At 73.5% G+C, this 26,632-nt stretch carries 23 protein-coding genes and 2 tRNA genes; 7 read left to right on the top strand and 18 right to left on the bottom strand.

Features of this window, described 5'->3' with window-relative positions; translation table 11 throughout:
* Positions 1 to 33: 33 nt before the first annotated feature.
* Positions 34 to 792 carry a crotonase/enoyl-CoA hydratase family protein gene (locus TR49_RS09470; RefSeq protein WP_042379597.1) on the bottom strand — a complete coding sequence of 253 codons (759 nt, stop codon included), beginning with the start codon at positions 790 to 792 and terminating at the stop codon, positions 34 to 36.
* A gap of 44 nt (positions 793 to 836) precedes the next feature.
* Positions 837 to 2,573, bottom strand: coding sequence for a cholesterol oxidase substrate-binding domain-containing protein (locus TR49_RS09465; protein WP_042379368.1), 1,737 nt, complete (start codon positions 2,571 to 2,573; stop codon positions 837 to 839).
* Between the two features lie 419 nt (positions 2,574 to 2,992).
* Here TR49_RS09465 and TR49_RS09460 point away from each other — a divergent pair, with 419 nt between their 5' ends.
* A complete protein-coding gene (locus tag TR49_RS09460) occupies positions 2,993 to 4,618 on the top strand; it encodes an APC family permease (protein WP_052434144.1) in 1,626 nt (541 codons plus the stop codon).
* Here TR49_RS09460 and TR49_RS09455 read toward each other — a convergent pair.
* The 4 genes from TR49_RS09455 to TR49_RS09440 form a co-directional block, all read right to left on the bottom strand.
* The gene (locus TR49_RS09455) at positions 4,605 to 6,083 is read right to left on the bottom strand and encodes a glycoside hydrolase family 26 protein (protein WP_052434143.1); all 1,479 of its coding nucleotides are present in this window, start codon (positions 6,081 to 6,083) and stop codon (positions 4,605 to 4,607) included. The two genes, TR49_RS09460 and TR49_RS09455, sit on opposite strands and share 14 nt — an antisense overlap.
* A gap of 136 nt (positions 6,084 to 6,219) precedes the next feature.
* On the bottom strand, positions 6,220 to 8,178 hold the full coding sequence (locus tag TR49_RS09450) for a putative bifunctional diguanylate cyclase/phosphodiesterase (RefSeq protein ID WP_236653284.1): 1,959 nt from the start codon (positions 8,176 to 8,178) through the stop codon (positions 6,220 to 6,222).
* Positions 8,179 to 8,403: 225 nt separating this feature from the next.
* Positions 8,404 to 8,829 carry an OsmC family protein gene (locus tag TR49_RS09445; RefSeq protein WP_042379366.1) on the bottom strand — a complete coding sequence of 142 codons (426 nt, stop codon included), beginning with the start codon at positions 8,827 to 8,829 and terminating at the stop codon, positions 8,404 to 8,406.
* 68 nt (positions 8,830 to 8,897) lie between these two features.
* Positions 8,898 to 9,695, bottom strand: a complete 798-nt coding sequence (locus TR49_RS09440; protein WP_042379363.1) for a VOC family protein — start codon at positions 9,693 to 9,695, stop codon at positions 8,898 to 8,900.
* A gap of 349 nt (positions 9,696 to 10,044) precedes the next feature.
* On the opposite strand from TR49_RS09440, the gene TR49_RS09435 reads away from it, so the two are divergent.
* Positions 10,045 to 11,289, top strand: coding sequence for an MFS transporter (locus TR49_RS09435; RefSeq protein WP_042379361.1), 1,245 nt, complete (start codon positions 10,045 to 10,047; stop codon positions 11,287 to 11,289).
* Positions 11,290 to 11,355: 66 nt separating this feature from the next.
* Here TR49_RS09435 and TR49_RS09430 read toward each other — a convergent pair whose 3' ends face one another.
* Positions 11,356 to 12,201, bottom strand: coding sequence for a putative protein N(5)-glutamine methyltransferase (locus TR49_RS09430; RefSeq protein ID WP_042379357.1), 846 nt, complete (start codon positions 12,199 to 12,201; stop codon positions 11,356 to 11,358).
* An 86-nt stretch (positions 12,202 to 12,287) separates the two neighbouring features.
* A tRNA-Lys gene (locus tag TR49_RS09425) sits at positions 12,288 to 12,361 on the bottom strand.
* Between the two features lie 89 nt (positions 12,362 to 12,450).
* Between TR49_RS09425 and TR49_RS09420 the strand changes: the two genes are divergently transcribed.
* From TR49_RS09420 to TR49_RS09410, 3 genes are all read left to right on the top strand, one after another.
* On the top strand, positions 12,451 to 12,765 hold the full coding sequence (locus TR49_RS09420; RefSeq protein ID WP_042379356.1) for a chorismate mutase: 315 nt from the start codon (positions 12,451 to 12,453) through the stop codon (positions 12,763 to 12,765).
* 153 nt (positions 12,766 to 12,918) lie between these two features.
* Complete coding sequence (locus tag TR49_RS09415; protein WP_042379353.1) at positions 12,919 to 13,362, top strand: universal stress protein; 444 nt, start codon at positions 12,919 to 12,921, stop codon at positions 13,360 to 13,362.
* Positions 13,363 to 13,506: 144 nt separating this feature from the next.
* Positions 13,507 to 14,466 carry a cation diffusion facilitator family transporter gene (locus TR49_RS09410; protein WP_042379351.1) on the top strand — a complete coding sequence of 320 codons (960 nt, stop codon included), beginning with the start codon at positions 13,507 to 13,509 and terminating at the stop codon, positions 14,464 to 14,466.
* Positions 14,467 to 14,575: 109 nt separating this feature from the next.
* Here TR49_RS09410 and TR49_RS09405 read toward each other — a convergent pair whose 3' ends face one another.
* Positions 14,576 to 15,565: a decaprenyl-phosphate phosphoribosyltransferase gene (locus TR49_RS09405; protein ID WP_052434141.1), complete on the bottom strand. Its 990-nt coding sequence runs from the start codon at positions 15,563 to 15,565 to the stop codon at positions 14,576 to 14,578.
* On the bottom strand, positions 15,562 to 16,797 hold the full coding sequence (locus TR49_RS09400) for a phosphodiester glycosidase family protein (protein WP_042379348.1): 1,236 nt from the start codon (positions 16,795 to 16,797) through the stop codon (positions 15,562 to 15,564). Before TR49_RS09400 ends, TR49_RS09405 begins: the two co-directional genes overlap by 4 nt.
* Before the next feature lie 387 nt (positions 16,798 to 17,184).
* Here TR49_RS09400 and TR49_RS09395 point away from each other — a divergent pair, with 387 nt between their 5' ends.
* On the top strand, positions 17,185 to 18,084 hold the full coding sequence (locus TR49_RS09395; RefSeq protein ID WP_439654091.1) for an RNA polymerase subunit sigma-70: 900 nt from the start codon (positions 17,185 to 17,187) through the stop codon (positions 18,082 to 18,084).
* A gap of 30 nt (positions 18,085 to 18,114) precedes the next feature.
* On the opposite strand, the gene TR49_RS09390 is transcribed toward TR49_RS09395, so the two are convergent.
* Positions 18,115 to 18,765 carry a nucleoside/nucleotide kinase family protein gene (locus TR49_RS09390; RefSeq protein WP_042379344.1) on the bottom strand — a complete coding sequence of 217 codons (651 nt, stop codon included), beginning with the start codon at positions 18,763 to 18,765 and terminating at the stop codon, positions 18,115 to 18,117.
* 108 nt (positions 18,766 to 18,873) lie between these two features.
* Positions 18,874 to 18,947, bottom strand: a tRNA-Lys gene (locus TR49_RS09385).
* Between the two features lie 125 nt (positions 18,948 to 19,072).
* On the opposite strand from TR49_RS09385, the gene TR49_RS09380 reads away from it, so the two are divergent.
* Positions 19,073 to 19,951 carry a PhzF family phenazine biosynthesis isomerase gene (locus TR49_RS09380; protein ID WP_042379585.1) on the top strand — a complete coding sequence of 293 codons (879 nt, stop codon included), beginning with the start codon at positions 19,073 to 19,075 and terminating at the stop codon, positions 19,949 to 19,951.
* Between the two features lie 163 nt (positions 19,952 to 20,114).
* On the opposite strand, the gene TR49_RS09375 is transcribed toward TR49_RS09380, so the two are convergent.
* The 6 genes from TR49_RS09375 to TR49_RS46345 all read right to left on the bottom strand — a co-directional run bounded on the left by TR49_RS09375 (position 20,115) and on the right by TR49_RS46345 (position 26,580).
* Positions 20,115 to 20,672 carry a bifunctional DNA primase/polymerase gene (locus TR49_RS09375; protein WP_063770059.1) on the bottom strand — a complete coding sequence of 186 codons (558 nt, stop codon included), beginning with the start codon at positions 20,670 to 20,672 and terminating at the stop codon, positions 20,115 to 20,117.
* Positions 20,673 to 20,840: 168 nt separating this feature from the next.
* Entirely contained in the window at positions 20,841 to 21,191 is a 351-nt protein-coding gene (locus TR49_RS09370; RefSeq protein WP_042379341.1) for a DUF8844 domain-containing protein, read from the bottom strand.
* A 141-nt stretch (positions 21,192 to 21,332) separates the two neighbouring features.
* Positions 21,333 to 22,703: an AAA domain-containing protein gene (locus tag TR49_RS09365; protein WP_042379339.1), complete on the bottom strand. Its 1,371-nt coding sequence runs from the start codon at positions 22,701 to 22,703 to the stop codon at positions 21,333 to 21,335.
* Complete coding sequence (locus TR49_RS09360; RefSeq protein WP_042379336.1) at positions 22,700 to 24,214, bottom strand: membrane protein; 1,515 nt, start codon at positions 24,212 to 24,214, stop codon at positions 22,700 to 22,702. The genes TR49_RS09365 and TR49_RS09360 overlap by 4 nt, the downstream gene beginning before the upstream one ends.
* Positions 24,211 to 25,665, bottom strand: coding sequence for a hypothetical protein (locus tag TR49_RS39790; RefSeq protein ID WP_152627149.1), 1,455 nt, complete (start codon positions 25,663 to 25,665; stop codon positions 24,211 to 24,213). The genes TR49_RS09360 and TR49_RS39790 overlap by 4 nt, the downstream gene beginning before the upstream one ends.
* 177 nt (positions 25,666 to 25,842) lie before the next feature.
* Positions 25,843 to 26,580, bottom strand: a complete 738-nt coding sequence (locus TR49_RS46345) for an Ig-like domain repeat protein (RefSeq protein ID WP_052434139.1) — start codon at positions 26,578 to 26,580, stop codon at positions 25,843 to 25,845.
* Positions 26,581 to 26,632 lie beyond the last annotated feature (52 nt).

The raw sequence follows: 26,632 nt of genomic DNA, 5'->3' as shown, positions 1-26,632 counted from the left end.
GGCGCGCGACCGCCCGCAGGCGGGGGGCCGCGTTCAGGCGTGGCGGTTGCGAAATGCCGCCGCGCCCGGGAGGCCTTCGGTCTTCAGGGTCGACATGCCGCGCTGGAACTCGTTGGCCAGCGCCGCCTCCTCGGAGAGGCCCTCGGCCTCCAGCGCCGAGAGGCGGTCGTTGCGCATGCAGGTCTGCGGCAGGCCCGCGATCTCGCGGGCGAGTTCCTCCGCTGCCTGCCGTTCCGTCCCGCTTGGGACGAGCCGGTTGACCAGCCCGATCGAGAGGGCTTCCGCCGCGGGCACCTCGCGGCCGGTGAGGATGAGGTCCATCGCGCGCCCCGCGCCGATCAGGCGCGGCAGGCGGACGGTGCCGCCGTCGATCAGCGGGACGCCCCAGCGCCGGCAGAAGACCCCGAAGACCGCGTCCTCCGCAGCGACGCGAAGGTCGCACCAAGCTGCCAACTCCAGCCCGCCGGCCACCGCGTGGCCGGAGACCGCGGCGATGACGGGCTTGCCGAGGCGCATCCGGCTGGGGCCCATGGGACCGGGGCCGTCGGGGGAGAGGGTGTTGCCCTGGGGGCCGTCGGCTTCCTTGAGGTCCGCGCCCGCGCAGAACGTGCCGCCCTCGCCCCACAGGACGGCGACCGACGCGGTCTGGTCCGCGTCGAACTCCGCGAACGCGCGGTACAGCGCGTCCGCGGTCGGGCCGTCCACGGCGTTGCGCCGCTCCGGGCGGGAGAGGACCACGGTCCACACCGGCCCGGAGCGTTCGATCCGTACTGCGTTCTGTACCGCGTTCACCCGCACCACCCGCGTACTCACGAGCGCCTGGGATCCAGGCGCGATCAGGGCAGCAGGGTATCCAGGAAGGAGTTGGAGAAGACACGGCCCGGGTCGTAGCGGTCCAGCGTCGCCAGCGCCGTGTCCCAGTTGGCGGAGCCGGGCTGCCCGGCGCGGTAGGAGGCCGGGATGGTGCTGCCGAGCACCGTCGGGTCGGCCCAGCAGGCGGTGCCCGAGTAGGCCCAGCCCTTCGACCACTCCGCGCGCACCGCCGCGTAGCTGCCGGTGTAGTTGGAGAGCACCCACTGCTCGGTCTCGCGGTAGAACTTCTGCGCTTGCGGGGTGCCGGGGATCGTCAGCAGGTCCATCCAGACCGCCGTGTCCCACTGGGGCTGGTCCGGTCTCGGTCTCAGCGCGCTCAGCAGCGGCTCCACCGCGCCCGGGACGCCGCAGTCCGCGGCGTGGTCGAGACCGGTGACGCGGACCTCCCAGGGCCCGTTCATGGGGTACTGGCCGGCCGCCGCGTACGTGCTGAGCTGCCCGGACAGGAAGCTGTAGAACTCGCTCACGACCCGCTGGATGTCGGCCCTGCGGCACAGGATGGTATAGCCGTTCGCGGTCACCTGCAGCGTCGTCGGGCGCACGTACAGCTGGGTGTTCTTGGCCCAGCCCCAGATGTCCCAGGTGCCGGTGACGATCAGCCCGGAGCCGACGATGCTCATCTCCAGGTTCTCGAAGGTCGGCGTCACCGAGACGTTCCCGGCGACGATGTCGGAGATGTACTGCGACTCCTGGCTGCTGACCGAGTCCGAGAAGCTGTAGTTGAACGGGCTGTCCACCTCCCTCGACAGCCAGGACTTGCTCGGGGAGACCGACCAGACCTTCAGCCACGGCACCGTCGTGAACGGGAACCAGATCGTCTCGACCCGGCCGCTCTGCTGCACGAGCGCCGCGAAGGAGCTGGACCCGGCCGATGCGGGCGGCGCGAACAGGTCGGTGACCTGCGTGGTGTACGTGGAGACGCAGCGCAGCCGCTGGTTCGCGCCGACCCGCAGGGTCGCCTCGGTGACGAAGGCGCGGCCCAGGTGGACCAGGAAGGCGCCGATGTCGGGGTCGCTGCGCTGGAACGTCTTCAGCACGTAGGCGCTGCTGCCCGGGTCCCAGACCACGGCGGTCAGCGAGACCACCAGGTTGCTGACCGAGCCGTACGTCTTGCCCGCGAGGGGCGTCTCGCCGTTCGCCGGGACGGAGGTGCCGTGCCCGTCGATGGCCAGGACGCCGCCGAGGGTCAGGTCGCCCGGCGCGGGGGTGTTGGTCAGGCCGTATCCCGCGTTCTCGAGCGCGGTCAGCAGGTTCACCATGGTGATCCCGGCCTGTGCGGTCACGCTGGCCGGGGAGCCGGAGTTCACCGTGACGGCGGTCAGGTGCTGGGTGGTGTCGACGAGGACGATGTTCCCGGCGGCCCCGTTCGGTTCCAGCAGGGGAGACCAGCCGTGGCCCATGCCCATGGGGCGCAGGCGCCAGCCGGCGGCGTGCGCCCAGTTGGCGAGGGTCACCACGTCGTTCGGGCTGGTGGGCGCGCAGGTCCAGGTCGGGTTCAGTTGGATCTCCCCGGACCAGTTGCGGAAGGCCTGCTGGTAGACGGGGATCGAGGCGGGGAAGTTCGGGGGAGCCGCGGTGGCCGCCTCCGCGGGGGTCACCCTGAAGGCGGGCGTCCACGAGACGGCTCCCAGGGCGGCACCGGCCGCGGTCGCGCCGAGGAAGGCGCGGCGCGACAGGCGCGCGCGATCGTGCTGGTCCATGACTGTCCTCCGGTTGGCTCGGGTGGGAGCACAGCCGTACGCGACGTCGCGGCCGAGGCCTTCGGTCTTTCCGGGCCCAGCAGGCATGGCGAGGCCCCGGTCCAGGGGGACCGAGGCCGGGCAGGGAGGGGCCCAGCCGCTCGGGGCGCACGCCGACGCACGGCGAGAAGGGATGGATGAAAGCGCCGGGCGGTGCGGTCCCGCGCGGGCGTCACGCCGGCGATGCGGGGCACGGCGGGACAGTCGGGTGGCGATGGGTGCAGCCGAGAGTCGGCCGCCACGCCGAAGAAGTCAATGCGGTCGCCGATGCGGATTGGGTGTCCGACGGGGAGGATTGACCGTAAACCACCCGAAGCGCCCCACGGCTACCCGTCCGGCAGCGTACGGGCCGGGCGACGCGTCCGCTTGGAGGGTCTCACATGAGTGATTCCGTTCCGCCTCCCGAAGGCCCCTCCGGGCCGGATCTCCCCTCGGGTGCGGCGGTCGTCACCGCGCCGGGCGAGGTCTCCGGTTCCGGTTCCGGGGAGAAAGGGCTCAAGGGCAACGCTCTGGGACTGTTCTCCTCCGTCGCGATCGGCCTGGCCTCCACCGCCCCCGCGTACAGCCTCGCCGCCACCCTGGGCCTCATCGTCGTCGGCGTCGGCCTCCAGGCCCCGATCATCACGATCCTGGCGTTCATCCCGATGCTGCTGATCGCGTACGCGTACAAGGAGATGAACGCGGTCGACCCGGACTGCGGCACGACCTTCACCTGGGCCGCCCGGGCCTTCGGGCCGCGCACCGGCTGGATGGGCGGCTGGGGGATCATCGTCGCCGACATCATCGTCATGGCCAATCTGGCCCAGATCGCCGGCTCCTACGGCTTCCAGCTCGTCGGCCACCCGGGACTCGCGTCGAGCGACCTGTGGACGACCGTGGCCGGGGTGGTCTGGATCATCCTGATGACCTTCATCTGCTACATCGGCATCGAGATCTCCGCCGCGCTGCAGCGCGTCCTGCTGTGCGTCGAGGTCGTCATGCTCGTGCTGCTCTCGGTGACCGCCCTGGTCAAGGTCTACGGCAGCCACCCGCCCGCGACGGCGATCCACATCTCCGGCTCCTGGTTCAACCCCTTCCAGGTGCCGACGGCGAGTGCGCTGACCGCCGGCATCCTCTCCGCGGTCTTCATCTACTGGGGCTGGGACACGGCCGTCTCCGTCAACGAGGAGACCGCCGACAAGACCCGCACCCCGGGCCGGGCGGCGGTGCTCTCCACCGTGATCCTGCTGCTCATCTACGCCCTCGTCTCCACCGCCACCCAGGCCTTCGCCGGCGTCGGCGACAAGGGCATCGGCCTGGCCAATCCGGACAACGCCGGGGACGTGCTCTCCGGCCTCGGCGGAGCGATCTTCGGCACCACGGGGTTCGGGTGGTTCCTGTCCAAGGTGCTGATCTTCATGGTGCTGACCTCGGCCGCGGCCTCGACCCAGACCACGATCCTGCCGACCGCGCGCACCAGCTTCTCCATGGCCCTGCACAAGGCGATCCCCTCCCACTTCGGCCGGGTGCACCCCCGCTTCGCCACGCCGACCTGGTCCACGGTGGGCATGGGCCTGATCTCGATCGCCTTCTACGTGCTGCTGACCCGGATCAGCACCAACGTGCTCGCCGACTCGATCTCCTCGGTCGGCCTCGGCATCGCCTTCTACTACGGACTGACCGGGTTCGCCTGCGTCTGGTACTTCCGGCGGGTGCTCCGTCGCAGCGCCCGCGACCTGTGGTTCAAGGGCATCCTGCCGCTGCTCGGCGGCCTGATGCTGCTGTACTTCTTCTGCTACGCGGCCTTCGACGTCTACGCCGCTCCCGACTACGGCAGCACCACGATCAGCATGCCCTGGGGCAAGGTAGGCGGCGTCTCCGTGATCGGCATCGGCTCCCTGCTCATCGGCTTCGTGCTGATGCTGATCCAGTGGGCCGTCCAGGGCTCCTGGTTCCGCCACCCGGACGTTCCGGTGAGCGCGGCGACCGAGGAGGAGGTCGCGGCGCTCGAGGTCAGGGACGACTAGGCAGCTTGACCCTGGGCACGACCGGCCCCGGCCGGGGCGAGGCCGGCGGGGGCCCGCCCGCAGGCCGGGACCGCAGGCCCGCGCACGGGTCGGCGGACCGCCGACGGTGGCAGGACTGGCTCGGCGACGGCGTCGGGCTCGCCACCGCGGGCGCGGCCGCGGTGGGGCGTGCACCGGTGCTCGCCCCGGCGCCCGGCGAGGCGCTCGCCCCGGCCCCGGCACTCCCGCTCGGGCCCGGGCTCGCCGATGCGCTCGGCGACGTCGAAGGGGAGCCGGAGACGGAGGCCGACGGAGACGGGGACAGCGAGGGCGACGCGGACGCCGACGCGGACGCCGACGCCGACGCCGAGGCGGAGGTCGATGCCGACGCGGAGGCGGATCCGGACGGGCTGGGGGAGGGCGTGGGCAGCGGCGGTGGCTGATGCGACATCATCTGCCGGTAGACCGCGCTGGACTCCGGATTGTCGTCGCAGTTCAGCACGCCGTGCGGGCAGTAGTCGGTGATCGTCTGGTACAGCGTGTCGTGCGTCTCGATCCAGTTGATCATGTCGCGCATGAACTGCGGGTCGTCGCCGTGCCGGAACATGCCCCACTCCGCGTAGGAGACGGGCTTGTGGTGCTGCGCGGCGAAGCGCACCTGGTCCAGCAGCCCGTACTGCTCTGTCACGTAGTCGGCGAACGTGTCGCCGGGGCCCTGGTCGTAGTTGTCCGTCCCGATGACGTCGGTGACGTCGTCGCCCGGGTAGCAGTCCGTCCACGGGTGCGCGTCGGGGCCCCGGTTCGGGGTGAAGTCGAAGCGGAAGTCCTGCCCCGGGACGCTGCGCATCACGTCGACGATGCGCCGCCAGTAGGCCTTCCAGTCGGTCGGGTCCGGGCCGCAGCGGCTGGAGTAGGTGATGCCGTTCATCTCCCAGCCGAGCGTGATCACCGTGTCCGGCACCCCGAGCGCGACGAGGCGGCGGGCCAGGGTGAGGAAGTGCGTGTCGTTGGCCCCGGTCGCGGCCTGCTGGAGCAACGTCGTGACCTCGTCGTCGCTGAGGTCTCCCTCGTTCTGCTCCTGCATCGGCACGGCCAGCACGAACATCCGGTCCGGACGGGCGAGCCGCCACTGCGCCCAGGGCGCGAGGAGTGAGGGCGAGCCCTCGATGTCGGTCCAGGTGCTGCCCGGCAGGTAGGTGTGCCCGACCTGCAGGTCCGCCCGGTGCAGCCAGTCCGAGAGCTCCGTCTGTCGGTCGGCGGCGAAGTCGGAGCCGACGAACGCCCCGAAGGGCACCGAGTGCGCGGGCAGCACCGTCGGGTCCGTCCACGCCGACGCGTCCCCGGCGAAGGGCATCGCGTCCCCGCTGCCGACCCGTCCCGCCCCGGTGCCGGCGGCGGGTGCCAGCTCCCACGCCCCGGCCGCGAAGGCGAGCAGCAGCGCGCCCATGGCGAGAGCCAGGACCGCGAGCAGACGACGCTGTGACATGCTTTCAGCCTATGGACTGATGAACCGTCAGCGCCCTCCGTGCAAGCTGAACAGGTGTCACACCTCACCCGTTCGGTGGCATGCACGGGCACGCTCCGGCCGCCTGGCCTGCCCATGGGCTGTGCTGCAGCGCATCTCATCCGCCGAGCAAGCGGGTGATCTGTTCCGCCGGGACGGCCTTGCCGAAGTGCCAGCCCTGGGCGGCGTCACAGCCGGTGAGCCGCAGCCGTTCGGCCTGCCCCGCGCTCTCGATGCCCTCCGCCGTCACCGTGATGCCGAGGACGTGCGCCAGGCGCACCAGCGCTGTGACGATCTTCTCGTCCACCGCGTCCCCGGTGGCCTCGTCGACGCCGTACGGCTCCGCGCGGAAGCCCTCGACGAACGACTTCGCCAGCTTCAGCACGTGCACCGGCAAGCGGCTCAGGTAGGCCAGGTTCGAATAGCCCGTGCCGAAGTCGTCGATCGCGATCCGCACACCCATGGCGTCCAGGGCGTGCAGCGCCTCCACGGGACGGCCCGCCGGACCCATCACCGCGCTCTCCGTCAGCTCCAGTTGCAGCAGCCGCGAGGGCAGTCTCGTGCGGCCCAGCACCTCCGCCACGTCCGCCACCATGTCGGAGTCGCGAAACTGACGGGCCGCCAGGTTCACGCTGACCAGCAGCTGCGCTGTAGGGAAGCGGTCGAGCCAGGCGCGCGTCTGGCGGCACGCCTCCTCCAGGACCCAGTGGCCCAGCGGCACGATGGCGCCCGTCTCCTCGGCGATCTGGATGAAACGGTCCGGTGCGAGGCGGCCGAACTCCGGGTGCCGCCAGCGCACCAGCGCCTCGACGCCCTGGAGCCGGCCCGTGGCCAGCTCCACCAGGGGCTGGTACTCCAGCAGGAACTCGCCGCGCTCCAGCGCCGGCCGCATCGTCGTGGCCAGGACCTGCCGCGTCATCTGCGTGGCCACGCGCTCCGGATCGTAGAGCGCCCAGCGCGAGCGCCCGTCCGACTTCGCCCAGCCCAGCGTCGCGTCCGCGTCCCGCACCAGCTCCGTCGGCGAGGTGCCGGGGGCCGGCCGCTCCACCACGCCGACGCTGGCCGTCGCCGCCACCCGGCGGGCCGCCAGGTCGTAGGGCGTGCCGAGGATCTCGACGACCTCCGCCGCCAGCGCCGTCAGCTCCTCCGCGCCCGCGCTGCGCGGCACCAGCACCGCGAACTCGTCTCCGCCCACACGCGCGACCAGATGGCCCCGTGGCGAGAACCGCTGCTCCAGCCGCCGCGCCACAGCCACCAGCAACTCGTCCCCGACCGGGTGGCCGAGCGTGTCGTTCACCGCCTGGAAGCCGTCCAGATCCAGGTAGCAGAGCCCGATCCGCTGATCGGCCTCGGCGCAGGCGTCCGCCAGCCGCTCGAAGAAGAGCGCCCGGTTCGGCAGCCCGGTCAGCGGATCGTGCATCGACTGGTACTGCAGCCGGTCTCCCAGGCGCCGCGCCTCGGAGACGTCCTCCACCATCGCGAGCGTGTAGAGCGGCTCGCCCGTCGAATCCCGGATCAGGGACACGGTGATGTTCGTCCACACCGCGTGGCCCTGTCGGTGCCGCAGCCGCTTCTCCAGGCGGACCCGGTCCTTCTCGCCGCGCACGAGCTGCCGGTAGAGGTGGCGGGCGCGCTCCTCCACGTCCATCAGCTGATGGATGTGCATCCGCATCAGCTCGGGCACGGTGTGCCCGAGCATCTCGGCCAGGGCCGGATTGGCCTCGATGATCAGATCGTCCCGGTCGACCAGCGCCATGCCGATGCCGGCGTCGACGAAGGCCGCCCGGAAGCGGTTCTCGCTGGCCCGCAGCGCGTCCTCGAGACTGCGCCGATCCACCGGGCCCCCGCGCTCGCCGTCCGCGCCGACTGCTGGGCCGTCCGGGCTCGGCGCACCGACCGCGCCGGCCGGGTTCGAGCGGGACGTGTTCGCGCCGGGCGGCCGGAACTCCTCCAGCCGGTCGAGGCCCTCCAGATCTCCGAGCGTCATCCGCTCGCCGAGGGCGTCCACAGCGCCGAGGGCGCTGAGGGCGCCGAAGTCCTCGGGTGAGCCGGGGGGACCGGACGGGCCGCTACGCACGCTGGCGATCGTAGGCATCGGCCCCGGAATCAATCCAGCATTCCGGGGCCGATTCACCCCAGTGAGCGGTCATTCGCGGTACGTGTGCGCTCCCACTCACCCGTTCCGGTGAGCGACCGGGGGTTTCCTGTGCATGCGGGGCGCGTCGGGTGTAGGTCTTCGGGTGCGGCTCGGCCCGGATCAGCCGACCGCGCGACCGGGGCCGGTCAGGATCAGCGGTCAGGATCAGCCGAGCGACGCGGTCAGGGTGATGGTCGTGCCGCTGAGGGCCTGGCTGACCGGGCAGTTGGCCTTGGCGTCCTCGGCCGCCTTGGCGAAGCCCGCCTCGTCCAGGCCGGGCACGGTGCCCACGACGGTCAGGTGGATGCCGGTGATGCCGGTGCCCGGCTGGAAGGTCACGTCGGCCGTCGTCTCCAGCTTGGTGGGCGGAGTGCCGGCGTTGCTCAGGCCGAATGAGAGGGCCATGGAGAAGCAGGCGCTGTGCGCCCCGGCGATGAGCTCCTCCGGGCTGGTCTTCCCGTTCGCCTGCTCGGCGCGCGAGGGCCAGGAGACCGGGAACTCCCCGATCCCGGAGGACTTCATGGCGACGACGCCCTTGCCCTCCTGCAGGTTGCCTTCCCAGGTCGTGTGCGCGGTGCGGGTCGTGGCCACCGGGGGCCTCCGTTCGGTGCAGGTGACAGGCCGTCACCCATCCTAGGAGCCGACGGGCGCGGTTCCGGTCACCGCCGGGCGAGTGTCATGACGGAGAAGTGTGCGCCCGAGGGGTCGCGGACCACGCACAGCCGTCCGTAGGGCGAGTCGAAGGGGCCGTGCAGCACCGAGCCGCCGAGCGCGGCGATCTGTTCGGCGGTCTCGTCCACCTTCGCCACGGCGAAGTAGACGGACCAGAACGGCTGCCCGCCGCCCGCGGCCAGCTCGTGCGCCGGGTCGGTGGCCCGAAGTCGGCCGCAGGCCTCCCGGCCCGCCCCCGGCGGAGTCCAGGTGGTGTAGTCGAAGTTGGTGCCGTCGCCGATCTGGATCTGCTTGTAGTCGAAGAGCCCGGCGTAGAACGCGTCGGCCGCGCCGCCGGCCGTCGTGTAGATCTCGTTCCAGCACATCGCGCCCGGCTCCCCGTACAGCGCGGCGCCCTCGTGGCCCTCCGGCTGCCACAGCCCGAACGACGCCCCCTGCGGGTCGAAGGCGAAGGCGAGCCGCCCGGCGGCGGGCACGTCGTGCGGTCCCATCGCGATCTTCCCGCCGCCCGCCTCGACGGCGGCGATCGTGGCGTCGACGTCGCTCGTGCGCAGGTAGACGTTCCAGGCGGGGGTCAGCCCTTCCGCGCTGGGCGGCGGCGGCATCAGCGCGGCGACGGGCTTCCCCTTCCACAGGCACATCGTGTAGTGCCCGTACTCGGGGCCCTTGTCCTGGAATTCCCAGCCCAGCGCGGCGCCGTAGAAGCGGCGGGCACTCTCCAGGTCGGGGGCGTTCAGGTCCGCCCAGCAGGGGGCGCCGTCGGGGTACGAGGTGACGTCGGGCATGGGGCCCTCCGGGAGGTGCGGGGGATGGTCGGTCGGAACGAAAGCCACGATTCCCCGGGCGCCGGTGGCCCGCAACCGTATGCGTCCGTCCGGTCACAGGGCGTCCGGTCAGCCATGGATCTACGCGCGTCACCCGATTTCGGCTACACTCGTCGGCAGATCTACCGAGACCAGCTACATCTGCCTGAAGCAGAGTCGGCTAGACCGCTCGGCGGCCGCGGCCATCGCCACTTCCCGGCGAGGGTGCGCGGTATCTACCCCGGTCGACGCACCAGAGGACGACCCTCGGCGCCCGGGGCACCACCCATATGCTCCCGCGCGTCACCAGGCAGCGGAGAGACCTCCCCACATGGCCCGTCCGTTCGGTTACGGTGCGCTGCTGCGCACCCCCGGCGCCTGGACCTTCCTCCTGCCGGCCTTCGTCGCGCGCATGCCCTACGCGATGCTCGGGCTCGGCACGGTCCTGCTCGTGCTGGACACCACCCACTCCTACACCACCGCAGGCGCCGTCGCCGCCGTCGCCTCGATCACCCAGGTCGTCGGCGCGCCGCTGACCGGCCGGCTCGCCGACCGTCGCGGCCAGGCCCCCGTGCTGCTTCCCTGTCTCGCACTGCACGGCGGCTCCGTCGTCGGCCTCATCGTGCTGGCCCTGTCCGGCGCGCCGGTCTGGACGCTGTTCGTGGCCGCGGGCCTCGCCGGCGCGTCGCTGCCGCAGATCGGCGCGATGGTCCGCGCCCGCTGGCTGCACGCCCTGGACGGCCGCTCCGAGGCGGTCTCCTCGGCCTTCGCCTTCGAGTCCGTCACCGACGAGCTGACCTTCGTGCTGGGCCCGGTCATCGCCACGACGCTCTGCACCACCGTCGCTCCCGCCGCGGGCCTGACCGCGGAGGCCGGACTCACCGTCCTCGGCGGCCTCGCCTTCGCCGCGCAGCGGCGCACCGCGCCGCCGATCCGCGCCGCCGAGGGCGCGGCCTCCGCCTCCGCGCTGTCCCGGCCCGGTGTCCGCCTGCTCGTCGTCGCGCTGCTCGGCGTCGGCTCGGTCTTCGGCGCGCTCCAGGTCTCCATCACCGCCGCCAGCGAGGCGGCCGGCCAGGCCGGCCTGAGCGGCGTCGTCTACGGCCTGTTCGCCGCGGGCAGCGTCCTGGCCGGCACGGCCTTCGGCGCGGTCCGCTGGAAGCGCTCCCCGCGCGCCCGGCTTCTCGCCGCCTACGCGGCGCTGGTCGTCGGCACGTCCACGCTCTGGGCGATGCCCAACCTGCTCACGCTGGCCGTGGCCGCGTTCTGCTGCGGCCTCGCGATCGCGCCCACGCTCATCTCCGCGTACACGCTCGTCGAGACCCTCGTCGACGCCGGCGCGAAGACGGAGGCGTTCACCTGGCTCACCGGTGCGATCGGCCTCGGCCTGGCCCTGGGCTCGACGGCCGCGGGCCGTCTCATCGACGCCAACGGCGCGTCCGCCGGCTTCCTCGTCCCGGCGGCGGGAGCGGCACTGGGCTTCATCGCCCTGCTCGCCTTCCGCGGCCTTCTCGTCCCCACCACGGAAACCCGCACCATCGCCGCATCCCGGCGGGAACCGGTGCACGCCTCACACTGAGGCGTGCGCGCACGTCAGGGGGCGGGGCTCACGGAGCCCCGCCCCTTCCCGTTCCGCCCCAGGGCTTCACCCACCGGCCCGCGCAGGCCCATGGCGTGAGCCGCTTCGGCGGCCCAGGACGACGGTGGCCCAGAACTCCTCCGAGGACCGCGCCGTCGCCTCGAGACCGCCCGCGGCGAAGGCCGCAAGAGCGGCGGCGCGCTGCTGGTCGCTCGTCTCCACCAGCACCACGCCGCCCGGAGCGAGCCAGTGTTGAGCCCGAGCCGCGACGCGGCGCAGCACGGACAGGCCGTCCGTGCCGCCGTCGAGGGCGACGCGGGCCTCGTGGTCGCGTGCCTCCGACGGGAGGAAGGGGATGTCGTCCGTCGGGACGTAGGGGGTGTTCGCGAGGAGGACGTCGATGCGGCCGCGCAGTGCGTCGGGGAGGGCGTCGAACAGGTCTCCCTGGTACGTCCGCCCGCCGAAGCGGGCGACGTTGCGGGCGGCGCAGCGCACCGCCGCCGGGTCGATGTCGGCGGCGTGCAGTTCCACGGCCGGGTCCGCGGCTCCCAGGCGCTCCGCCAGCGCCGCGCCCAGCGCGCCGGTCCCGCAGCAGAGGTCCACGATCACGGAGCCGCCGCGTCCGGCATCCGCCGCGCACTCGACGAGGAACTCCGTCCGCGGGCGCGGCACGAAGACGCCCGGGTCCACCTCGATCCGCAGGCCGCAGAAGCGGGCCCAGCCGAGGACGTACTCCAGCGGCTCGCCCTCCGCCCGGCGTCGCACCAGCGCGTCGAGCGATGCGGGCGCGCCGGGCGACTCGCCCGCCGCGGCGAGCAGCAGCTCGGCCTCCTCCTCGGCGAAGACGCATCCTGCGGCGCGCAGCCGGGCGACGACGTCGGGGAGGAGCGGGGAGTCGGGAGGAGTGGCCATCAACGTCTTCCCTGCGGTCCGTGGAGCTCGGGACGGAAACGCCGGAGGGCTCCCCCGCCGAAGCGGAGGAGCCCTCCAACCGTCTGTGCGCCGCCAGGGACTCGAACCCCGGACCCGCTGATTAAGAGTCAGCTGCTCTAACCAACTGAGCTAGCGGCGCCTGCTGACGTGGAAGACAGTACAGGAACCCAGGAGAAATGCCGAATCGGTATCCTGGCGGCCCATCCAGACCGGCCCACAGGGGAGTGCATGTCCGAGAGCCACGCCGAGGTCGACCCGCGCGCGAAGGAAGAGCTGGAGCGCCTGCGCGGCAGCATCGACAACATCGACGCCGCGATCGTGCACATGTTGGCGGAGCGCTTCAAGTGCACCCAGCAGGTCGGCCGGCTGAAGGCCGAGTACCGGTTGCCGCCCGCCGATCCGGCGCGGGAGCGCGAGCAGATCGAGCGGCTGCGCGACCTCGCCTCGGCGGCGCGCCTGGACCCGGCCTTCGCCGAGAAGTTCCTCAACTTCATCATCGCCGAGGTGATCCGCCACCACGAGCAGATCGCCGCCGAGGACTGACGCCGCGCCGAACCCACGCGGCCCCGGCGCCGACCGGGGTGGAAGCCGCCCCGGAGCGGGCTGTGTCCACAGGTCCGCCCCGCTCACCGCAGCCGGACGATCTTCGGCGTAGGGTCGAACCGGACACAGAGGCCGCCAGGGGTGGAGGGTGAGATGTTCGAGCTCGGTACGGACGGGCCGTCGGTGATCGTCGCGGGTGTCGACGGGTCCGACTCGTCGATGCGGGCGGCTGCGTACGCCGCCGGTCTGGCCCGGCGACAGGGGGCCAAGCTGGCGCTGGTCTACGTGCAGCCGCTGACGGCGATGGGCGGCGCGGACGTGGGCGCCGCCGTGATGCAGGCCGAGCAGGAGGTCGCCGACAAGCTGCTCGCCGAGATCCGCGAGGCCGCCGAGCGGATGCCGGAGGAGCAGCGGATCCGCTGGGAGTTCTACAGTCAGCCCGGCGACCCGTACCAGGGCATCGTCGACCTCGCCGACCAGCTCAAGGCCGACGGCGTGGTGATCGGCGCCTCCGAGAAGGCCGGCCACCGGCTCGTCGGCTCGGTCGGCGTGCGGCTGGTGAAGTCGGGCCGCTGGCCGGTCACCGTGGTGCCGTGACCGGCACCAGGGACGGGCGCCGTGTCCGGCGCCGGGATCGGGCCTCCCTCGCCGTCGCGCGGCGGCATGCTCTACGGTGTTGCCCGCCCAGGTAAGTAAGAGCGGTAAGAATGCAGCTCGGAGCATGACGGGAGTCCTTCGTCCATGAGCGCCTCCGGAGGTACGAGGGCCGTTCTCGCGGCCCTCGGCGCCAACGTCGCGATCGCGGTGTCCAAGTTCGTCGCGTTCGCGTTCAGCGGCTCCTCGTCGATGCTCGCCGAGGGCGTGCACTCGCTCGCCGACTCGGGCAACCAAGTGCTGCTCCTCTTCGGCGGACGCCGTTCCCGCCGTGCGGCCGACGAGGAGCACCCGTTCGGCTACGGCGCCGAGCGCTACGTCTACGGCTTCCTCGTCTCCGTGGTGCTCTTCACCATCGGTGGCGTCTTCGCGCTCTACGAGGGCTACGAGAAGATCCGTCACCCGCACCCGGTCGACGCCTGGTACTGGCCGGTCGGTGTGCTCCTCTTCGCCGTCGTCGCGGAGGGGTTCTCCTTCCGCACCGCGATCGGGGAGGCCCGGTCGTTGAAGGGCCGTCAGTCCTGGCGTCGCTTCATCCGCACGGCGAAGGCCCCCGAGCTGCCGGTGGTCCTGATGGAGGACTTCGGCGCGCTCATCGGCCTGTGCCTCGCGCTCTTCGGCGTCGGCCTCGCCGTGCTGACGGGGAACGGCGTCTGGGACGGCGTCGGTACGGTCTGCATCGGCGCGCTGCTGGTCTGCATCGCGCTGGTGCTGGCGGTCGAGACGAAGTCGCTGCTGCTGGGGGAGGGCGCGGGCCCCGAGGTGGTGGCCCGGGTGCGCGCCGCGCTGCTGGACGGGCCGGACGTGGACCGGGTGATCCACATGCGCACCCTGCACCTCGGTCCCGAGGAGCTGCTCGTCGCCGCCAAGATCGCCGTGCCCGCGGACGCGGACGCGCGGCGCATCGCCGCCGCCATCAACGCGGCCGAGGAGCGCGTCCGTTCGGCGGAGACCACGGTCCGCGTCATCTACCTCGAGCCGGACCTCTACAGCGAGGCGGAGGCCGCGGCCGGTCCCGACCCCGCGGCGACCCCGGGCGGGCGCTGACACCGGTCGGGCCCTGCCCCCGTGCCAGGCCGCCGGGCGGCGGTCGTCCTCCGGCGCCCGGCGGGTCTCAGGCCGGCGGTGGGCGCCGGCCGACGGCGGGGGTCTCAGATCACAGGGCGGGTGCCGCGAAGCCGACGGCGAAGAGCACCAGCCACCACAGCTCCAGCAGGATCATCGGGGTGTCCCGGATCAGCAGGTCCTCGATGTGACTGGTGGTCCCTCGTGAGGTCAGCCGGTCGAAACGGACGAGCGCCCCGATCAGCGGGACCACCGTCGCCACGTGCCAGACGCGTTCGCGTCCGTCCCGTTCCATCAGCGCCCAGGCGAGGTACGCGGCGACCATGGCCAGCGCGATGACCCGCTGTGCGACCCGCAGGCCGGAGGCCGTGTAGTGCCGCAGCGAGGGGCGGTGCGCCGCGGCCGGGCTCCCCAGCCCAGCCAGCTCCGTGTGGCGCTTGGCGGTGGCCACCAGCAGCGCGCCCAGGCTGCAGACCAGCACGAACCACCCGGACGGCGGCACCTGTGAGGACGCCGCGCCGCCCAGCGCCCGCAGCACGAAGCCGGACGCCACGAGCGTCAACTCCAGTACGGCCAGGTGCTTCAGACCCAGGCTGTAGAGGAACGAGGTGACCAGGTATGCCGTGACCGCGACGGTCAGGCCGTAGCCGGGTGCGGCGAGGCTGAGGGTCAGGGCCGTGGCCAGGCAGATTCCGGCGACGGTCACCGCCGTGCTCTCGCTCAGCTCGCCGGAGGCGATCGGACGCCGGCACTTGCGCGGGTGCTGCCGGTCGCGTTCCGCGTCGACGGTGTCGTTGACGAAGTAGACCGAGCAGGACGCCAGCGTGAAGACCACGAAGGCCAGCGCCGCGCCGCCCAGCGCACTGCCGCCCCGCGCCTCGAACTGGCGGGCCGTGAGTTCCGAACCGGTCAGCGGGGCGGCGAAGACCAGGAGGTTCTTGACCCACTGCCGCGGCCTGGAGGTCCGCAGCAGCGCGGACGGCACGCGCGCCCAGGCGCCCCGGTGGACCGCGTCGACGTCGAGGGGGATCGGCGGCACCGGCGTCTGCGGCGCCGGCCGGATCGGCTGCGGGGCGCTCATCGCGCGTACACCGCGGTGAAGTCGCGACTGGTGTCCTCGTAGTACCGGGTGGCCGGGCGCTCCTGGTCCGGCAGCAGCTTGACCGGCGTCGGGTTCGCCGGGTTCGGCTGCGGCTTGTAGTACATGAAGGACATCCACGCGGGGTTGATGTCGAGCTGCATCCCGCGCACCGCGCCCGCGCTCGCCAGCAGGTCCGCGAGGGTGCGGACGGACAGCGCGGGGCCGTACGCGAAGAGCAGGCGCCCGTCGGCGGTGACGCCGACGCCGGAGCGCCAGACGAAGTACTTGCCGGCGATGGTCAGGCCCCAGCCGCTCTCGACGTTGGAGTCGACGCTGTCGGGCACCTTGCCGTGATCGACGATCAGCTTGAGGTTCTGCCGCACGCCGCTGACGTCCGGCGTCAGGGAGGCGTCACGGCCCCAGTCGGCGACGGTGGCCCTGCCGTCCTTGGTGAAGACCAGTGAGGCCGCGCCGTCGTGGAGGGTGCCGCGGGTGGTCCCGTTGAGATAGAAGCCGCCCTGGGCCTCGTCGTTGATGACCTTGAACCCGCCGTTGAAGGTGGCGAGCAGGCCGGTCCGCTGTCCCGCCGGGATGGAGAACGGCACGCCCCAGTTGCCGGGGCCGGGGTCGGACTGGCCGGGATGGAGCGTGAAGCGCACCAGGCGCTCGTCCATGGAGACCACCGCCGCCACATAGGAGGTGTGTTCGTCGTCCGGTCGCAGGAAGGCGCCGAGGAGGGCAGGGGTGCCGTCGACGTTCTCGAGGGTCTGCCAGGTGCCCTCGCCCGGCAGCGGCGCGCCGGCCGGGGAGACCAGTCGCGGTGGTGTGATCGGCTTCAGCGCGGGCCGGTTCGAGGTGTTGTTCTGCACCGGCTCGCCGTTCGGGGCCAGGGCCATGGTGGGCCGGCCGCCGATCTTCGGCGGGTGGGCCTTGTACTGCTGGTCCTCCAGGAAGGTCACCACGGGGCCCAGATGGTGGTCGCGGGCCCACTCCGCCACGCGGGCGACGACGCTGTCGTCACCGGGTGCGGCCAGGGCGGAGCCGACGGACCAGCACAACCAGGCGAAGACGACCGCCAGCAGTGCGAGCACGGCGCGCACGCTGCGCAGCCGGAGTATTCGGCGGGTCCGGCGGAAGCGCTGCTTCTTCGGTGGCATCGGTCCGCCCTCCGACTGCGCGGGCTCCTCGGCGGGGTTCTCCGAGACGGACTCGGGCGACGCTGGTACACCCACGCGGACCTACTTCCAGCCGGGCGTGCCGGGGCACGCTGAGGACGGGAGGGAGTGACGGCCTCCGCGGTGGGTGCGGATGTGACGCGGGTCACCTGCGGCCGTCTCCGTCCACGCTAGAAATACGGAAGCGGAACCGCCTGTTCAGCTAGGCATTCCGAGTTACCCGAACTGACGCCCCGCAGGAAACCCGCAGCTCGGCGGCGTGCCCCCGGGCTGCTCAGGGGCGCGCCGCCCCGGGCCGTGTCGCCGCGCCGCCCCGCCGCTGGTGGACTGCTCCCCGGGCTGCCCGCCGCCCGGACTCCGCGCGTCGGACACCGCGGCCCGGCTGCGGGATGATGGGCCGGTGGAGGGACGCGTGGACACGGAGCCGAACCGGAGAGAGAGCTGGTGGCCTACTGCTACCGGATGCTCGGTTCCGTCCACGAGGCCGAGGACCTGACGCAGGAGACGATGCTCCGGGCCTGGAAGACCCGGGACCGGTACGACCCGGAGCGGGCCTCGGTGCGGACCTGGCTCTACCGGATCGCGACCAACGTCTGCCTGACCGCGCTGGAGTCCCGTGCCCGGCGGCCGCTCCCGTCAGGGCTGGGGGCGCCGAGCGACGACCCGGGGGCCCCGCTCGCCGCCCGGACCGACATCCCCTGGCTGGAGCCCTTTCCTGACGGCCGCTTCGACGCGGAGGCGCGGGCCGACCTGCGGCTCGCCTGGGTGGCGGCCGTCCAGCTGCTGCCCGCGCGCCAGCGTGCCGTGCTGGTGCTGCGCGAGGTCCTGGAGTTCAGCGCCGCCGAGGTCGCGGCGCAGCTCGACACGACCGTCCCCGCCGTCAACAGCGCGCTGCAGCGCGCCCGCGCGACCCTCGCGGGCGCGGCCGGGGAGCCGGCCGCGGTGCGGGAGCCCGACGACCCCGAGACACGCGAGGTGATCCGGCGTTACGTCCGTGCCTTCGAGGCCGCCGACGTGCCCGCGCTGGTGCGGCTGCTGGCCCATGACGCGGTGCTGGAGATGCCGCCTGTCCCGCTGTGGTACCGGGGTCGTGAGGACTACGGCCGGTTCATCGACCGGGTCTTCGCGATGCGCGGCACGGGCTGGGCCATGCGGACGCTCACCGCGAACGGCCAGCCCGCCCTCGCCGCCTACGCACCGGATCCGCAGGACGGCCTGTCCCTGCACACCCTGCAGGTCTTCACGGTCGTGGACGGCCTGGTCGCCCGCAACGTGGTCTTCACCGACCCGGGCGTCCTCGCCGCCTTCGGCCTCTCCACCCGCTTCCGGGAGGCGGCTTCGTGACGGTCCGTCCCCGGGCAGCGGCCGCGGGGCTCAGTCCGCTTCGACGGTGATGACCCGGACATCCGGGCCGACATGGGCCTTGACCAGCTCGCCGTTCGGATGGTCGTTGCCGTCGACCCAGGCGCGCGCGGCCGTGGAGTCCAGGCCGCCCGCGCGCTGACGGGCGAGGAGGCGCGCGTCGCGGACGGTGTCCGGGACGGCGAGGAACCACAGGGCGTCGAACTGCTCACGGACCTCGGACCAGCCGGGGCCGCCCGCCGCACCCGCCGCGAGATAGTTGCCCTCGGTGACGATCAGCCGGGTCTGCGGCGTGACGAGGTGACGCGCCGCAACGGGTTCGTGCAGTGTGCGGTCGTAGTCCGGCACGTAGACGGGTTCCCCGGGCAGGGCCGCCCGCAGGCGGCGCAGCAGGGCGAGGTAGCCCCAGACGTCGAAGCTGGGCGCGGAGCCCTTGCGTGAGGCCAGGCCCAGACGGTCCAGCTGTGCGTTCGAGAGGTGGAAGCCGTCCATCGGGACGTACGCCGCCGCTTCCGGGCCGAGGCGCTCGCACAGCGTGGTCACCAGGTGGACGGCGAGCGTCGACTTGCCCGCGCCGGGCGCGCCCGCGATGCCGAGCAGGACCCGGCCGCCCGGCGGAGGCACGAGCGAGGCCGCCGCCGCGACGAGCTGTTCCCTGTCCATCGGCGCTCCCGCCCTGTCGTCCTGCCCGGTCGGCCGCCTGCCGAGCCGCCGCTCCCGGACATGCCGAAGGGCTCCCTCGTCTGGACGAGGGAGCCCTTCGGCTGTCTGTGCGCCGCCAGGGACTCGAACCCCGGACCCGCTGATTAAGAGTCAGCTGCTCTAACCAACTGAGCTAGCGGCGCCTGCTGACGTGGAAGACATTACATGAACAGCGCGCGAAACACCGAATCGGTCCTGCAGGCACCGGGTGCACCCGCATCCGGATCATGGTTGCCGGGGTGGCTCCGGCCGTGCCAGCGTGGACGCCATGACGACTCCCGGAACCTCCTCGGCACCTGCTCCCGTCCCGGACGTCCTCCGGTACACGGCCTTCTCCGCCGACCCTTCAGGTGGCAACCCGGCGGGCGTGGTGCTGGACGCGCGGGCACTGGGCGACGACGCCATGCTCGCCGTGGCCGCGGAGGTCGGGTACTCCGAGAGCGCCTTCGTCACCGAGCGCGACGACGCCGCGCGACGGTTCCGAATCCGCTTCTTCAGCCCGCTCGCGGAGGTCGACTTCTGCGGCCACGCCACCGTCGCCACCGCCGTGGCCCTGGCCGACCGTCTTGGGGAAGGGCCGCTGGTCTTCGCCACCAACGCCGGCGAGATCACCCTCGACACCGGCAAGGACGCGACCGGCGCCGTCCGCGCCACGCTCACCAGCGTCCCCACCCGGACCCGCCCCGCCGCCGACGTCGAGCTGGACCAGGCGCTCGCCGCGCTGCGCTGGTCGCGTGCGGACCTCGACCCGTTGCTGCCGCCGCATGTCGCCTTCGGCGGCGTCGAGCACCTCGTTCTCGGAGTCGCCACGCGCGAGCGGCTGCGGGCGCTGGACTACGACTTCGACGGACTCGCGGAGGTGATGCACCGTCACGGCTGGACCACGCTGCAGCTGGTGTGGCGCGAGAGCGAGGAGCTCTACCACGCGCGCGACCCGTTCCCGATCGGCGGTGTCGTCGAGGACGCGGCGACCGGCGCGGCGGCTGCGGCCTTCGGCGGCTATCTGCGCGAGCTCGGGGCGCTGCCCGCGTCGGGTGTGTTCACCATCCGGCAGGGCGAGGACATGGGCCGGCCGAGCACGCTCACCGTCGCATCCGTGCCGGGCACCGGGCGCATCCGCGTCTCCGGAACCGCCGTGCGGCTCTGAGGTCGCGCAGCGGTCTCCGGGCCCGCAGGGCGGCCTCCGCGGGGCGGGCCCGGGCCTGAGCCTCGGCTGAGGGCAGGGCGGCGGCAAGACGCAGCCGCGTCCGTGTTCGCGTTCGCCGGGGTGGCGGCCCCGGTGGTGACGGGCAGGCCCGCGGCTGGGGGGCTCAGCGGTGGAGCGGAACCGGGCGCGCCAGGGGCTCGACCAAGGCCGGTGGGACCTCCGTCCGCTCTGCGGGCTCGGTCTCCTCCGTGCCGCGCGGGACGTCCCGTGCCGCGCGGACGCAGGCCCACAGCAGCGTCGAGGAGCCCGGCAGCCACGGCTCACGATCCTCAGGCGCGACGATCCAACGCCCCTGACCCTCGGGTGCGTCCAGCGGGCGCTGCAGCGGGGGGACGGTGATCGCGTCGCCCAGGCCGTGGCAGAGCAGCGGCGGCACGTCGCGTGCCCACTCCTCCCAGACCAGCAGTGGGCGCAGCCGCGCCGCGGTCCCGGGCTCCGCGAAGACCAGGATCCGCCCGCGGAACGTCGCGACCGGCCCGCAGCCGGGCCCGGAGGACCAGAGCTCGTCCAGCACGCGGCGGCCGAACAGGCCCGGCATGTTGATCACGTCGAAGGCGCGCCCGCACGGCAGCACCGTCGCCGCCCAGGGGCGCGACTCCCACAGCGCGCGCATGCTGCGCGGGTACTCGCTGGCGGAGGCGAGCCAGGCCTCACCGGCCACCGTTCACGTACTCGACGGAGTCGTACGTCCACATGTCCACGGTCCAGCTCTATCGAGCGGGCGGTCGGCCGGGCTCGGGAACGTCTGAATCCCGGACAGGGGAGGGGAGGAGCGAGTACCATCCGCCTGCCTTTGGCATATGGCGAGTGGCATATGCCAAAGGCAGGCTCAGTCCACCGGCCGACGCTGCTGCAGGCCGCGGCCGTACTCGACCATCTTCGCGGCGTAGTCCGGCGTCCACTCCGCCGACTCGGCGATCTCCTCCAGGCTCAGGCTGTCGAACCGCCGCGGGTCCGCGAGCTGGGCGGCGGCCAGCGCCTGGAAGTCGCTCGCCTTCTCGGCCGCCGCGCGGAACGCCAGCGTCAGCTCCGTCGCGCGCGCCAGCAGCTCACGCGGGTCCTCGATCGACTCCAGATCGAAGAAGTGCTCCGCCTCCGGCTCCGCGAGCCCGGGCTCGAAGAGCAGCGGCGCAGGCCGGAGCCTCCGCTGCGGCGAGCGATCGGCCGAGGAGTCGGACATCGGAGACCTCCTGATACGACGAGGGGACGGGTACGTGCCGACACTCCATTGTCCGGCCACGCCACCGCGTGAGGAACAGGGCGATGCGCTGCGGGTATTCCCGGGACGCCGCCCGGTGACGGCCGAGGGAGGGCACCGCCCTCATCGCGCCGCCACCCGGTGCCGCCGGAGGTGCTCCAGCACCGCGTGGTTGGCCTCCCAGCCGTCCGGGAACTTCGAGACGACGCCCAGCTGGACCGGCTCCGTGGACGGGTGGGCGTCCAGCAGCTCGGGGATGCCCGCCCGGGTCACCACGATGCACGCGTGCCGGTGCCGTGAGGCCAGCACGCACAGACGCCCGGTCTCCAGATGGAACGCCGTCGCGTCCGGGCGGCCGGACAGCGGGTGGAGGACCACTGTGACGTCGTACTCGCGCCCCTGCAGCCGGTTCGCGGTGTCGACCGTGACATCGGTGACGCCGAGCGCTGCCAGCGCGCCGCGGACCGCCGCGGCCTGGTCGCGGTGTGCGGTGCCGACGGCGATCCGGCCCGCGTCGACGGGGGCCGAGCCGCGCTCGGACCTGGTCTCGCCGCCGCGGGCGAGCAGACGGGCCACCACCGCGGCGACCGCGGCCACCGCCTCCGGATCGGTGCGGACCGTCAGCCGTGCGGGCAGCTCCAGCAGACCCCAGCCGGACTCCGCCGCGACGTCCAGCACCTCGTCCGCCGCACGGGCGAGGGACGGGGCGAGCCCCGGCGGTGGTGGAGGCGTGGCCGGGCCCAGCTCCAGGAGACGGTCGCCCGGCTCCGTCCCGGCGCGGAACGGCGTGAACGGGTAGAAGGCGTCCGAGACCAGCGGCGCGGCCGAGGCGGGAAGACGCCACGAGACCGGCAGGCGGTGCGGCACGATGCCCGGATTGTGGGCGAGCAGCGTCACCACCGCGCTCTGCGACGGGTCGTGGTGCAGGCCCGCCCAGTCGTCCGTGCCGACGATGCTGAACGGGTCCAACTGGCCCGGATCGCCGACGAAGAGCGCGCGCTCGAAGAGCCGGGCCACGGCCAGCAGCGCGTCCGAACGCATCTGGTAGGCCTCGTCGACGATCGCGTGGTGCCACGGGTCGGTGTCCTTGACCCACTGCCACTTGGCCGCCGTGGCCACCACGACGGGCAGCTCGCGCAGGTCCGCCACCTTGGTGGAGGCGACCACGCCCGGGTGCCGCATGGCGATCTCGCCGGGCAGCGCGTCACTGCCGTGCAGGCGCCCGACGGCGAGCCCCGGATCGGCCTGCGCCAGGCGGTCCACCAGATCGTCCACCTGGCTGTTGGTCTGCGCCACGATCATCAGCCGCTCACCGGTGACGACCAGTTCGCGCGCGGCCTTCACCACCAGCGTCGACTTGCCCGCGCCCGGCGGGGAGTCGACGACGGTGCCGCGCTCGCCGCCGTGCAGCGCGGAGGCGAGGATCGCGGCGACGGCCGCGTCGGCCTGCTCGCCCGGCGACGGTGAGGCGGCCGGGGTGGGGAGCGTGGTCACCTGGGCGGCCCTCCGTGGGTCCAGGGCGTGTCCTCCGGCTCGGGCAGCGGCGCGGACTGACGGGCCGACAGTTCGAACAGCGTGAAGCAGACCTGCTCGCCCGCCTCGGGGACCGTGCCGGGTTCCGGCTCCTTCTTCCGGCCCATGCCGCTGAGCAGGCGGAGCGTCAGCAGCCCCGCCTCCGCGTCGAGCTGCACGAGCTCGGCCCGCTGCGCGGCGGGCCCGGCCGCGCGGTGCACCTCGCCGCCCGGATCGAGATGCGGGCGGTCCTCCGTGCGCACCGTCACCAACGGGCGCGGCTTCGGACTGCGCCCGCTCGTGTCGTAGGCGGGCAGCACCTCGACGACCTCGCCCGCGAACGCCTGCCCGGCGAGGCGGTGCTCGGCCATGGCCAGCGGGTCGTCCAGCGCCTCCTCCAGATCCAGCCGGACCTGCTCCCGCTCGCGCTGTGCGAGCTTGCGCGCGGCCGTCACGGCGTCGTCGCGCAGCGGCTGCGGCGGCTCGCCCGCCGCGACCCGGTCGCGGTGGCCGGTGTAGGACCAGCGGTCGCTCTCCCAGCGCTCCACGACGTGGGCGGCCGGCGGGAGCGTGCGCAGCAGGTCGACGCCCTGCCACACCTGGTGCCACACCGGCAGCAGCACGGACTCCAGCAGCGCGTCGATCTCCTCGGCGCGGGCCCGCGTCAGCCGCTCGTCCTGCGCGGCGCGCGCCGCGTCGTAGCGAGTGACGGCGGGGGAGAGCAGCAGGCTGTCGAAGGCCGGGTCGGTGGCCGGACCGGCGGGCGGCACCAGCAGCCGGCCGCGTTCGTCCCGGCCGTTCTCGGCACGCGACGCGGCCCGCTCCCCGCGCTCGCCCGGCGGCGGGGCGATCCACGCGAGCAGTGCGCCCAGATGCGCGTCCTCCAACGAGCTCTGGCCTGTCGCCCAGTGACGGGAAAGCGTCGTCGTGAGCGGCAGCAGCAGCGACGACCCCGGCACGTTCGACCGCTCCGACAGGTGCGTCAGCCACCGGCCGAGCAAGGGCACCCGCGCGGGCACCGGGTACGGGCCAGGGTCGACGTCCTCGGCCGTGCGCCGGAACCGGGTCGACCGCCCGACCAGCCCCAGCAGCTCCATCGCGCCCGGGTTGGGCACGACCAGCTGTGGCGCGTCCGCGCACAGCTCGCGCACCTCCACTGTCTTCTCGCCCGACTCCGGATCCTTGACGGACCGCTCCAGCAGCTCGACGTCGGCGCCGAAACTCTCCAGGTAGGGGAGCAGTTCGTCGCCGAGCCGGGCCAGGAAGGCGAAGCGCAGGTCGCGGTCGAGCGGCTGGGGCACCGTCAGCAGGCGCGGGTTCTCCCGGTCCTGCCCCAGCAGCACCGCCAGCGGCGCGCCCGTCTCGCCCGCGGCGGCGAGGGGGACCAGTACGAAGGGCCGCTCGGCGAGGTGCCGGTGCCGGACCGTCGCGAGCGGTTGGGCGACCCCGGCGCGTACCGCCTCCAGCCGGGCCAGCGTGGTGAGCAGGCTCATCGCGCCAGCGCCTCCTCGCGCAGCCGGGCCGCCCGCGCCAGCGCTCCGTCGCCCGCGGTCGCCTCCAGCGCGGCCTCGACGGTCGTCAGACTGCCCAACTCCCCGCGCACGCCCCGCCCCAGCACCTCCACCGCGCCCGCCGCCCTGGCCTGCGTCCGGCAGTGGAACGCGAGCTCGCACGCGGCCAGACACTCCGGCGCGTACGCGTGCGCGAGCGTGTCCACCGCCTCCGGCGCCTCGTCCAGCCGCACCGTCTCCGGCAGCGCCGCCAGCAGCGTCTCGATCCGCGTCATCCGTGCCAACTGCCGCCGCGTCACCGCGAGCTGCTTCCGCAGATCCAGCGGCGCCGCGACGGCGACGTTGGAGAAGTCCCTGGGACACACGAGCAGCCCCGTCGTCCGCACGGCCGCCGCGAGACCCACGGGCTCGGCGTAGGGGGAGGCGTGGGCGGCCGCCCCTGCGGGGAGAGCCGCCTCCGGGCCGCCGGACGCGGTCCCTCCCGCTGCGACGGCACCCGCGCCTGGTGTGGCTGCGCTCGCGGATGTGGCTGCGCTCGGGAGGCCCACCGCTGTGGGCAGGCGCGGGGCGGCGGGAGTCGTCGCGTCTGCCGGGGAGAGGCCCGAGCCCACGGCGTCAGCAGCCGCGTGGGCAGCGGCGCGCGGGACGTCGGCGCCCGGGACGTCGGCGCTCGCGCCGGAGGGGTGCGGGCGCGCCGCCGGACCGGTGCCCGGCCTCGGGTGGACGAGGCCCGGACCGATCTGGGCCGTTGCCGCTGCCGCGTCCAGCGCCGCCGCCGTGGTGCGGAGCGCGAGGACGTAGACGGCGGCCTGACGGGCAGCGGCGCCCACCTTGGTCGGGTCCGCGCTGCCGTCGAGGATCGGGAAGGACTTGATCTCCACGACCGTCCACCGCCCGTCGGGGCCGATCACGATCGCGTCCGGCTCGAGGGAGACCGTGGAGCCCGCGACGTCCAGCCGCAGCAGCGGGCGGTCGAGAAGCGTCCAGGCCCGGCCCGCCGCCGCGTTCGCCGTCGCCTCGGCCAGCGCCACGCGCGTGCGCGCCGCGCGGACCGCCGGGCCCTCGGACGGGAGCAGGTCCGGCACCTCGACCGGTGACTGTGCCGTCGCCTCCGGCAGCAGCTCGGTCCGGAGCAGCGCGACCAGCTCCGCGCAGCGCTCCGCGCGCAGCCGCCGCTCGAAGACGAGCCCGCGCGTGATCGCGAACGGCGACTGCCCGAATGTCGCCGGACTGCCCAACCGCGTCGCCAGCGCGGCCTTGTCGACGCCGGCGGCGTCGAGCACGGCGCGCCGGTCGCACCCCGGATTGGCCGCGAGCGCCGCCAGCGCCCGGGCGTCCATATTGCGCGCGGCAGCACCCCCGCGCAGCGCGGCCAACCGCGTTTCGAGGGGGGTGAGGGGCTGATCGACCCGTGCATGCGTGCTGTGGTCCATGGTGCCCGCCAGTGTTGCACCTGCCACTGACATCCGTCCCCGAAGTCCCGGTCCGAGGGTGCCCGCGCGACTGATCGGGACAGGTGTCAGGTGGCTGTCACGCGGCCGCGACGCCTGTCACCGCGGCGCGCGGCCCCGCCCCACGGAGGGGCCGACGCCTCCACGGCTACGGCGTTCTCAGCCGGTCACCGTCACGGTGGTGGTTTCGGGGTTGGCGCTGTTGCTCTGGTAGACGGTGTCGCCGCTGTAGACGGCGGTGATGGTGTGGGTTCCGGTGGTGCGGAAGGCGGTGACGGTCCCGGCTGCCGCGCAGTTGCCCAGGGACAGGAAGAGGCGTCCGGTGCCGAGGGTCTTGCCGGTGGTGGTGTCGGTGAACGTGACGGTGCCGGTCGGCCTGGTCGTGGCGCCCGTACTGGCCGGGCAGACGAGGTCGCTGAGCACGACCGGAAGGCCGACCCGGGTGCGGGGGAACATCGCGGTCAGGGACGTCTTCACCGGCTTGCCCGGGGTGGTGTAGCTGATGGTGATGCCCGGCGCGGCGCTGGTGACGGTGGGGCCGGTGCCGCCGGCGGGGACCAGGGACGAGCCGCCGCCTCCGCCACCCCCGCCGCCGCTCGGGCTGATGAAGGGGTTGATGTTGCCGCCTCCGCCGCCACCGTAATAGCCGCCGCCTCCGGCGCCACCGGTCAGGGAGGCGCCCGGGCCGCCGCCGGTGCCGCCGGCACCGAGCGCGCCGTTCCCACCGCCGAACACCCCGCCACCGCCCGTGCCGCCGGTCCCGCCCTGGGTGGACGTGCCCGGGCCGCCGCCGGTGCCGCCGTTGCAGGTCGCGTTGGCGCCTGGCTGGCCGGCGTCCCCGCCCGGGCTTCCGGTGCACTGACCGGCCCAGCCGGCCCCGCCGCCGCCCGCGGCCACGATGAGGCGGGGGGCGGGGGGGGGAGGGGGGGGGGGTTCGGCAGGGGGGGGA

It is taken from the genome of Streptacidiphilus melanogenes (assembly GCF_000787835.1).
In the GTDB taxonomy this organism is placed as follows: Bacteria; Actinomycetota; Actinomycetes; order Streptomycetales; family Streptomycetaceae; genus Streptacidiphilus; species Streptacidiphilus melanogenes.
The sequence above is the reverse complement of the archived record's forward strand: the minus strand, read 5'-3'. Positions and strand labels throughout refer to the sequence as shown.

What these genes read in the sequence shown, in the direction of transcription:
- TR49_RS09360 (WP_042379336.1), bottom strand. Translation starts at nt 24,214, where the DNA reads ATGAGCCTGCTCACCACGCTGGCCCGGCTGGAGGCGGTACGCGCCGGG.
- TR49_RS09380 (WP_042379585.1), top strand. Translation starts at nt 19,073, where the DNA reads ATGACGACTCCCGGAACCTCCTCGGCACCTGCTCCCGTCCCGGACGTC.
- TR49_RS09415 (WP_042379353.1), top strand. Translation starts at nt 12,919, where the DNA reads ATGTTCGAGCTCGGTACGGACGGGCCGTCGGTGATCGTCGCGGGTGTC.
- TR49_RS09390 (WP_042379344.1), bottom strand. Translation starts at nt 18,765, where the DNA reads ATGGACAGGGAACAGCTCGTCGCGGCGGCGGCCTCGCTCGTGCCTCCG.
- TR49_RS09460 (WP_052434144.1), top strand. Translation starts at nt 2,993, where the DNA reads ATGAGTGATTCCGTTCCGCCTCCCGAAGGCCCCTCCGGGCCGGATCTC.
- TR49_RS09440 (WP_042379363.1), bottom strand. Translation starts at nt 9,695, where the DNA reads ATGCCCGACGTCACCTCGTACCCCGACGGCGCCCCCTGCTGGGCGGAC.
- TR49_RS09410 (WP_042379351.1), top strand. Translation starts at nt 13,507, where the DNA reads ATGAGCGCCTCCGGAGGTACGAGGGCCGTTCTCGCGGCCCTCGGCGCC.
- TR49_RS09420 (WP_042379356.1), top strand. Translation starts at nt 12,451, where the DNA reads ATGTCCGAGAGCCACGCCGAGGTCGACCCGCGCGCGAAGGAAGAGCTG.
- TR49_RS39790 (WP_152627149.1), bottom strand. Translation starts at nt 25,665, where the DNA reads ATGGACCACAGCACGCATGCACGGGTCGATCAGCCCCTCACCCCCCTC.
- TR49_RS09370 (WP_042379341.1), bottom strand. Translation starts at nt 21,191, where the DNA reads ATGTCCGACTCCTCGGCCGATCGCTCGCCGCAGCGGAGGCTCCGGCCT.
- TR49_RS09430 (WP_042379357.1), bottom strand. Translation starts at nt 12,201, where the DNA reads ATGGCCACTCCTCCCGACTCCCCGCTCCTCCCCGACGTCGTCGCCCGG.
- TR49_RS09455 (WP_052434143.1), bottom strand. Translation starts at nt 6,083, where the DNA reads ATGTCACAGCGTCGTCTGCTCGCGGTCCTGGCTCTCGCCATGGGCGCG.
- TR49_RS09465 (WP_042379368.1), bottom strand. Translation starts at nt 2,573, where the DNA reads ATGGACCAGCACGATCGCGCGCGCCTGTCGCGCCGCGCCTTCCTCGGC.
- TR49_RS09435 (WP_042379361.1), top strand. Translation starts at nt 10,045, where the DNA reads ATGGCCCGTCCGTTCGGTTACGGTGCGCTGCTGCGCACCCCCGGCGCC.
- TR49_RS09405 (WP_052434141.1), bottom strand. Translation starts at nt 15,565, where the DNA reads ATGAGCGCCCCGCAGCCGATCCGGCCGGCGCCGCAGACGCCGGTGCCG.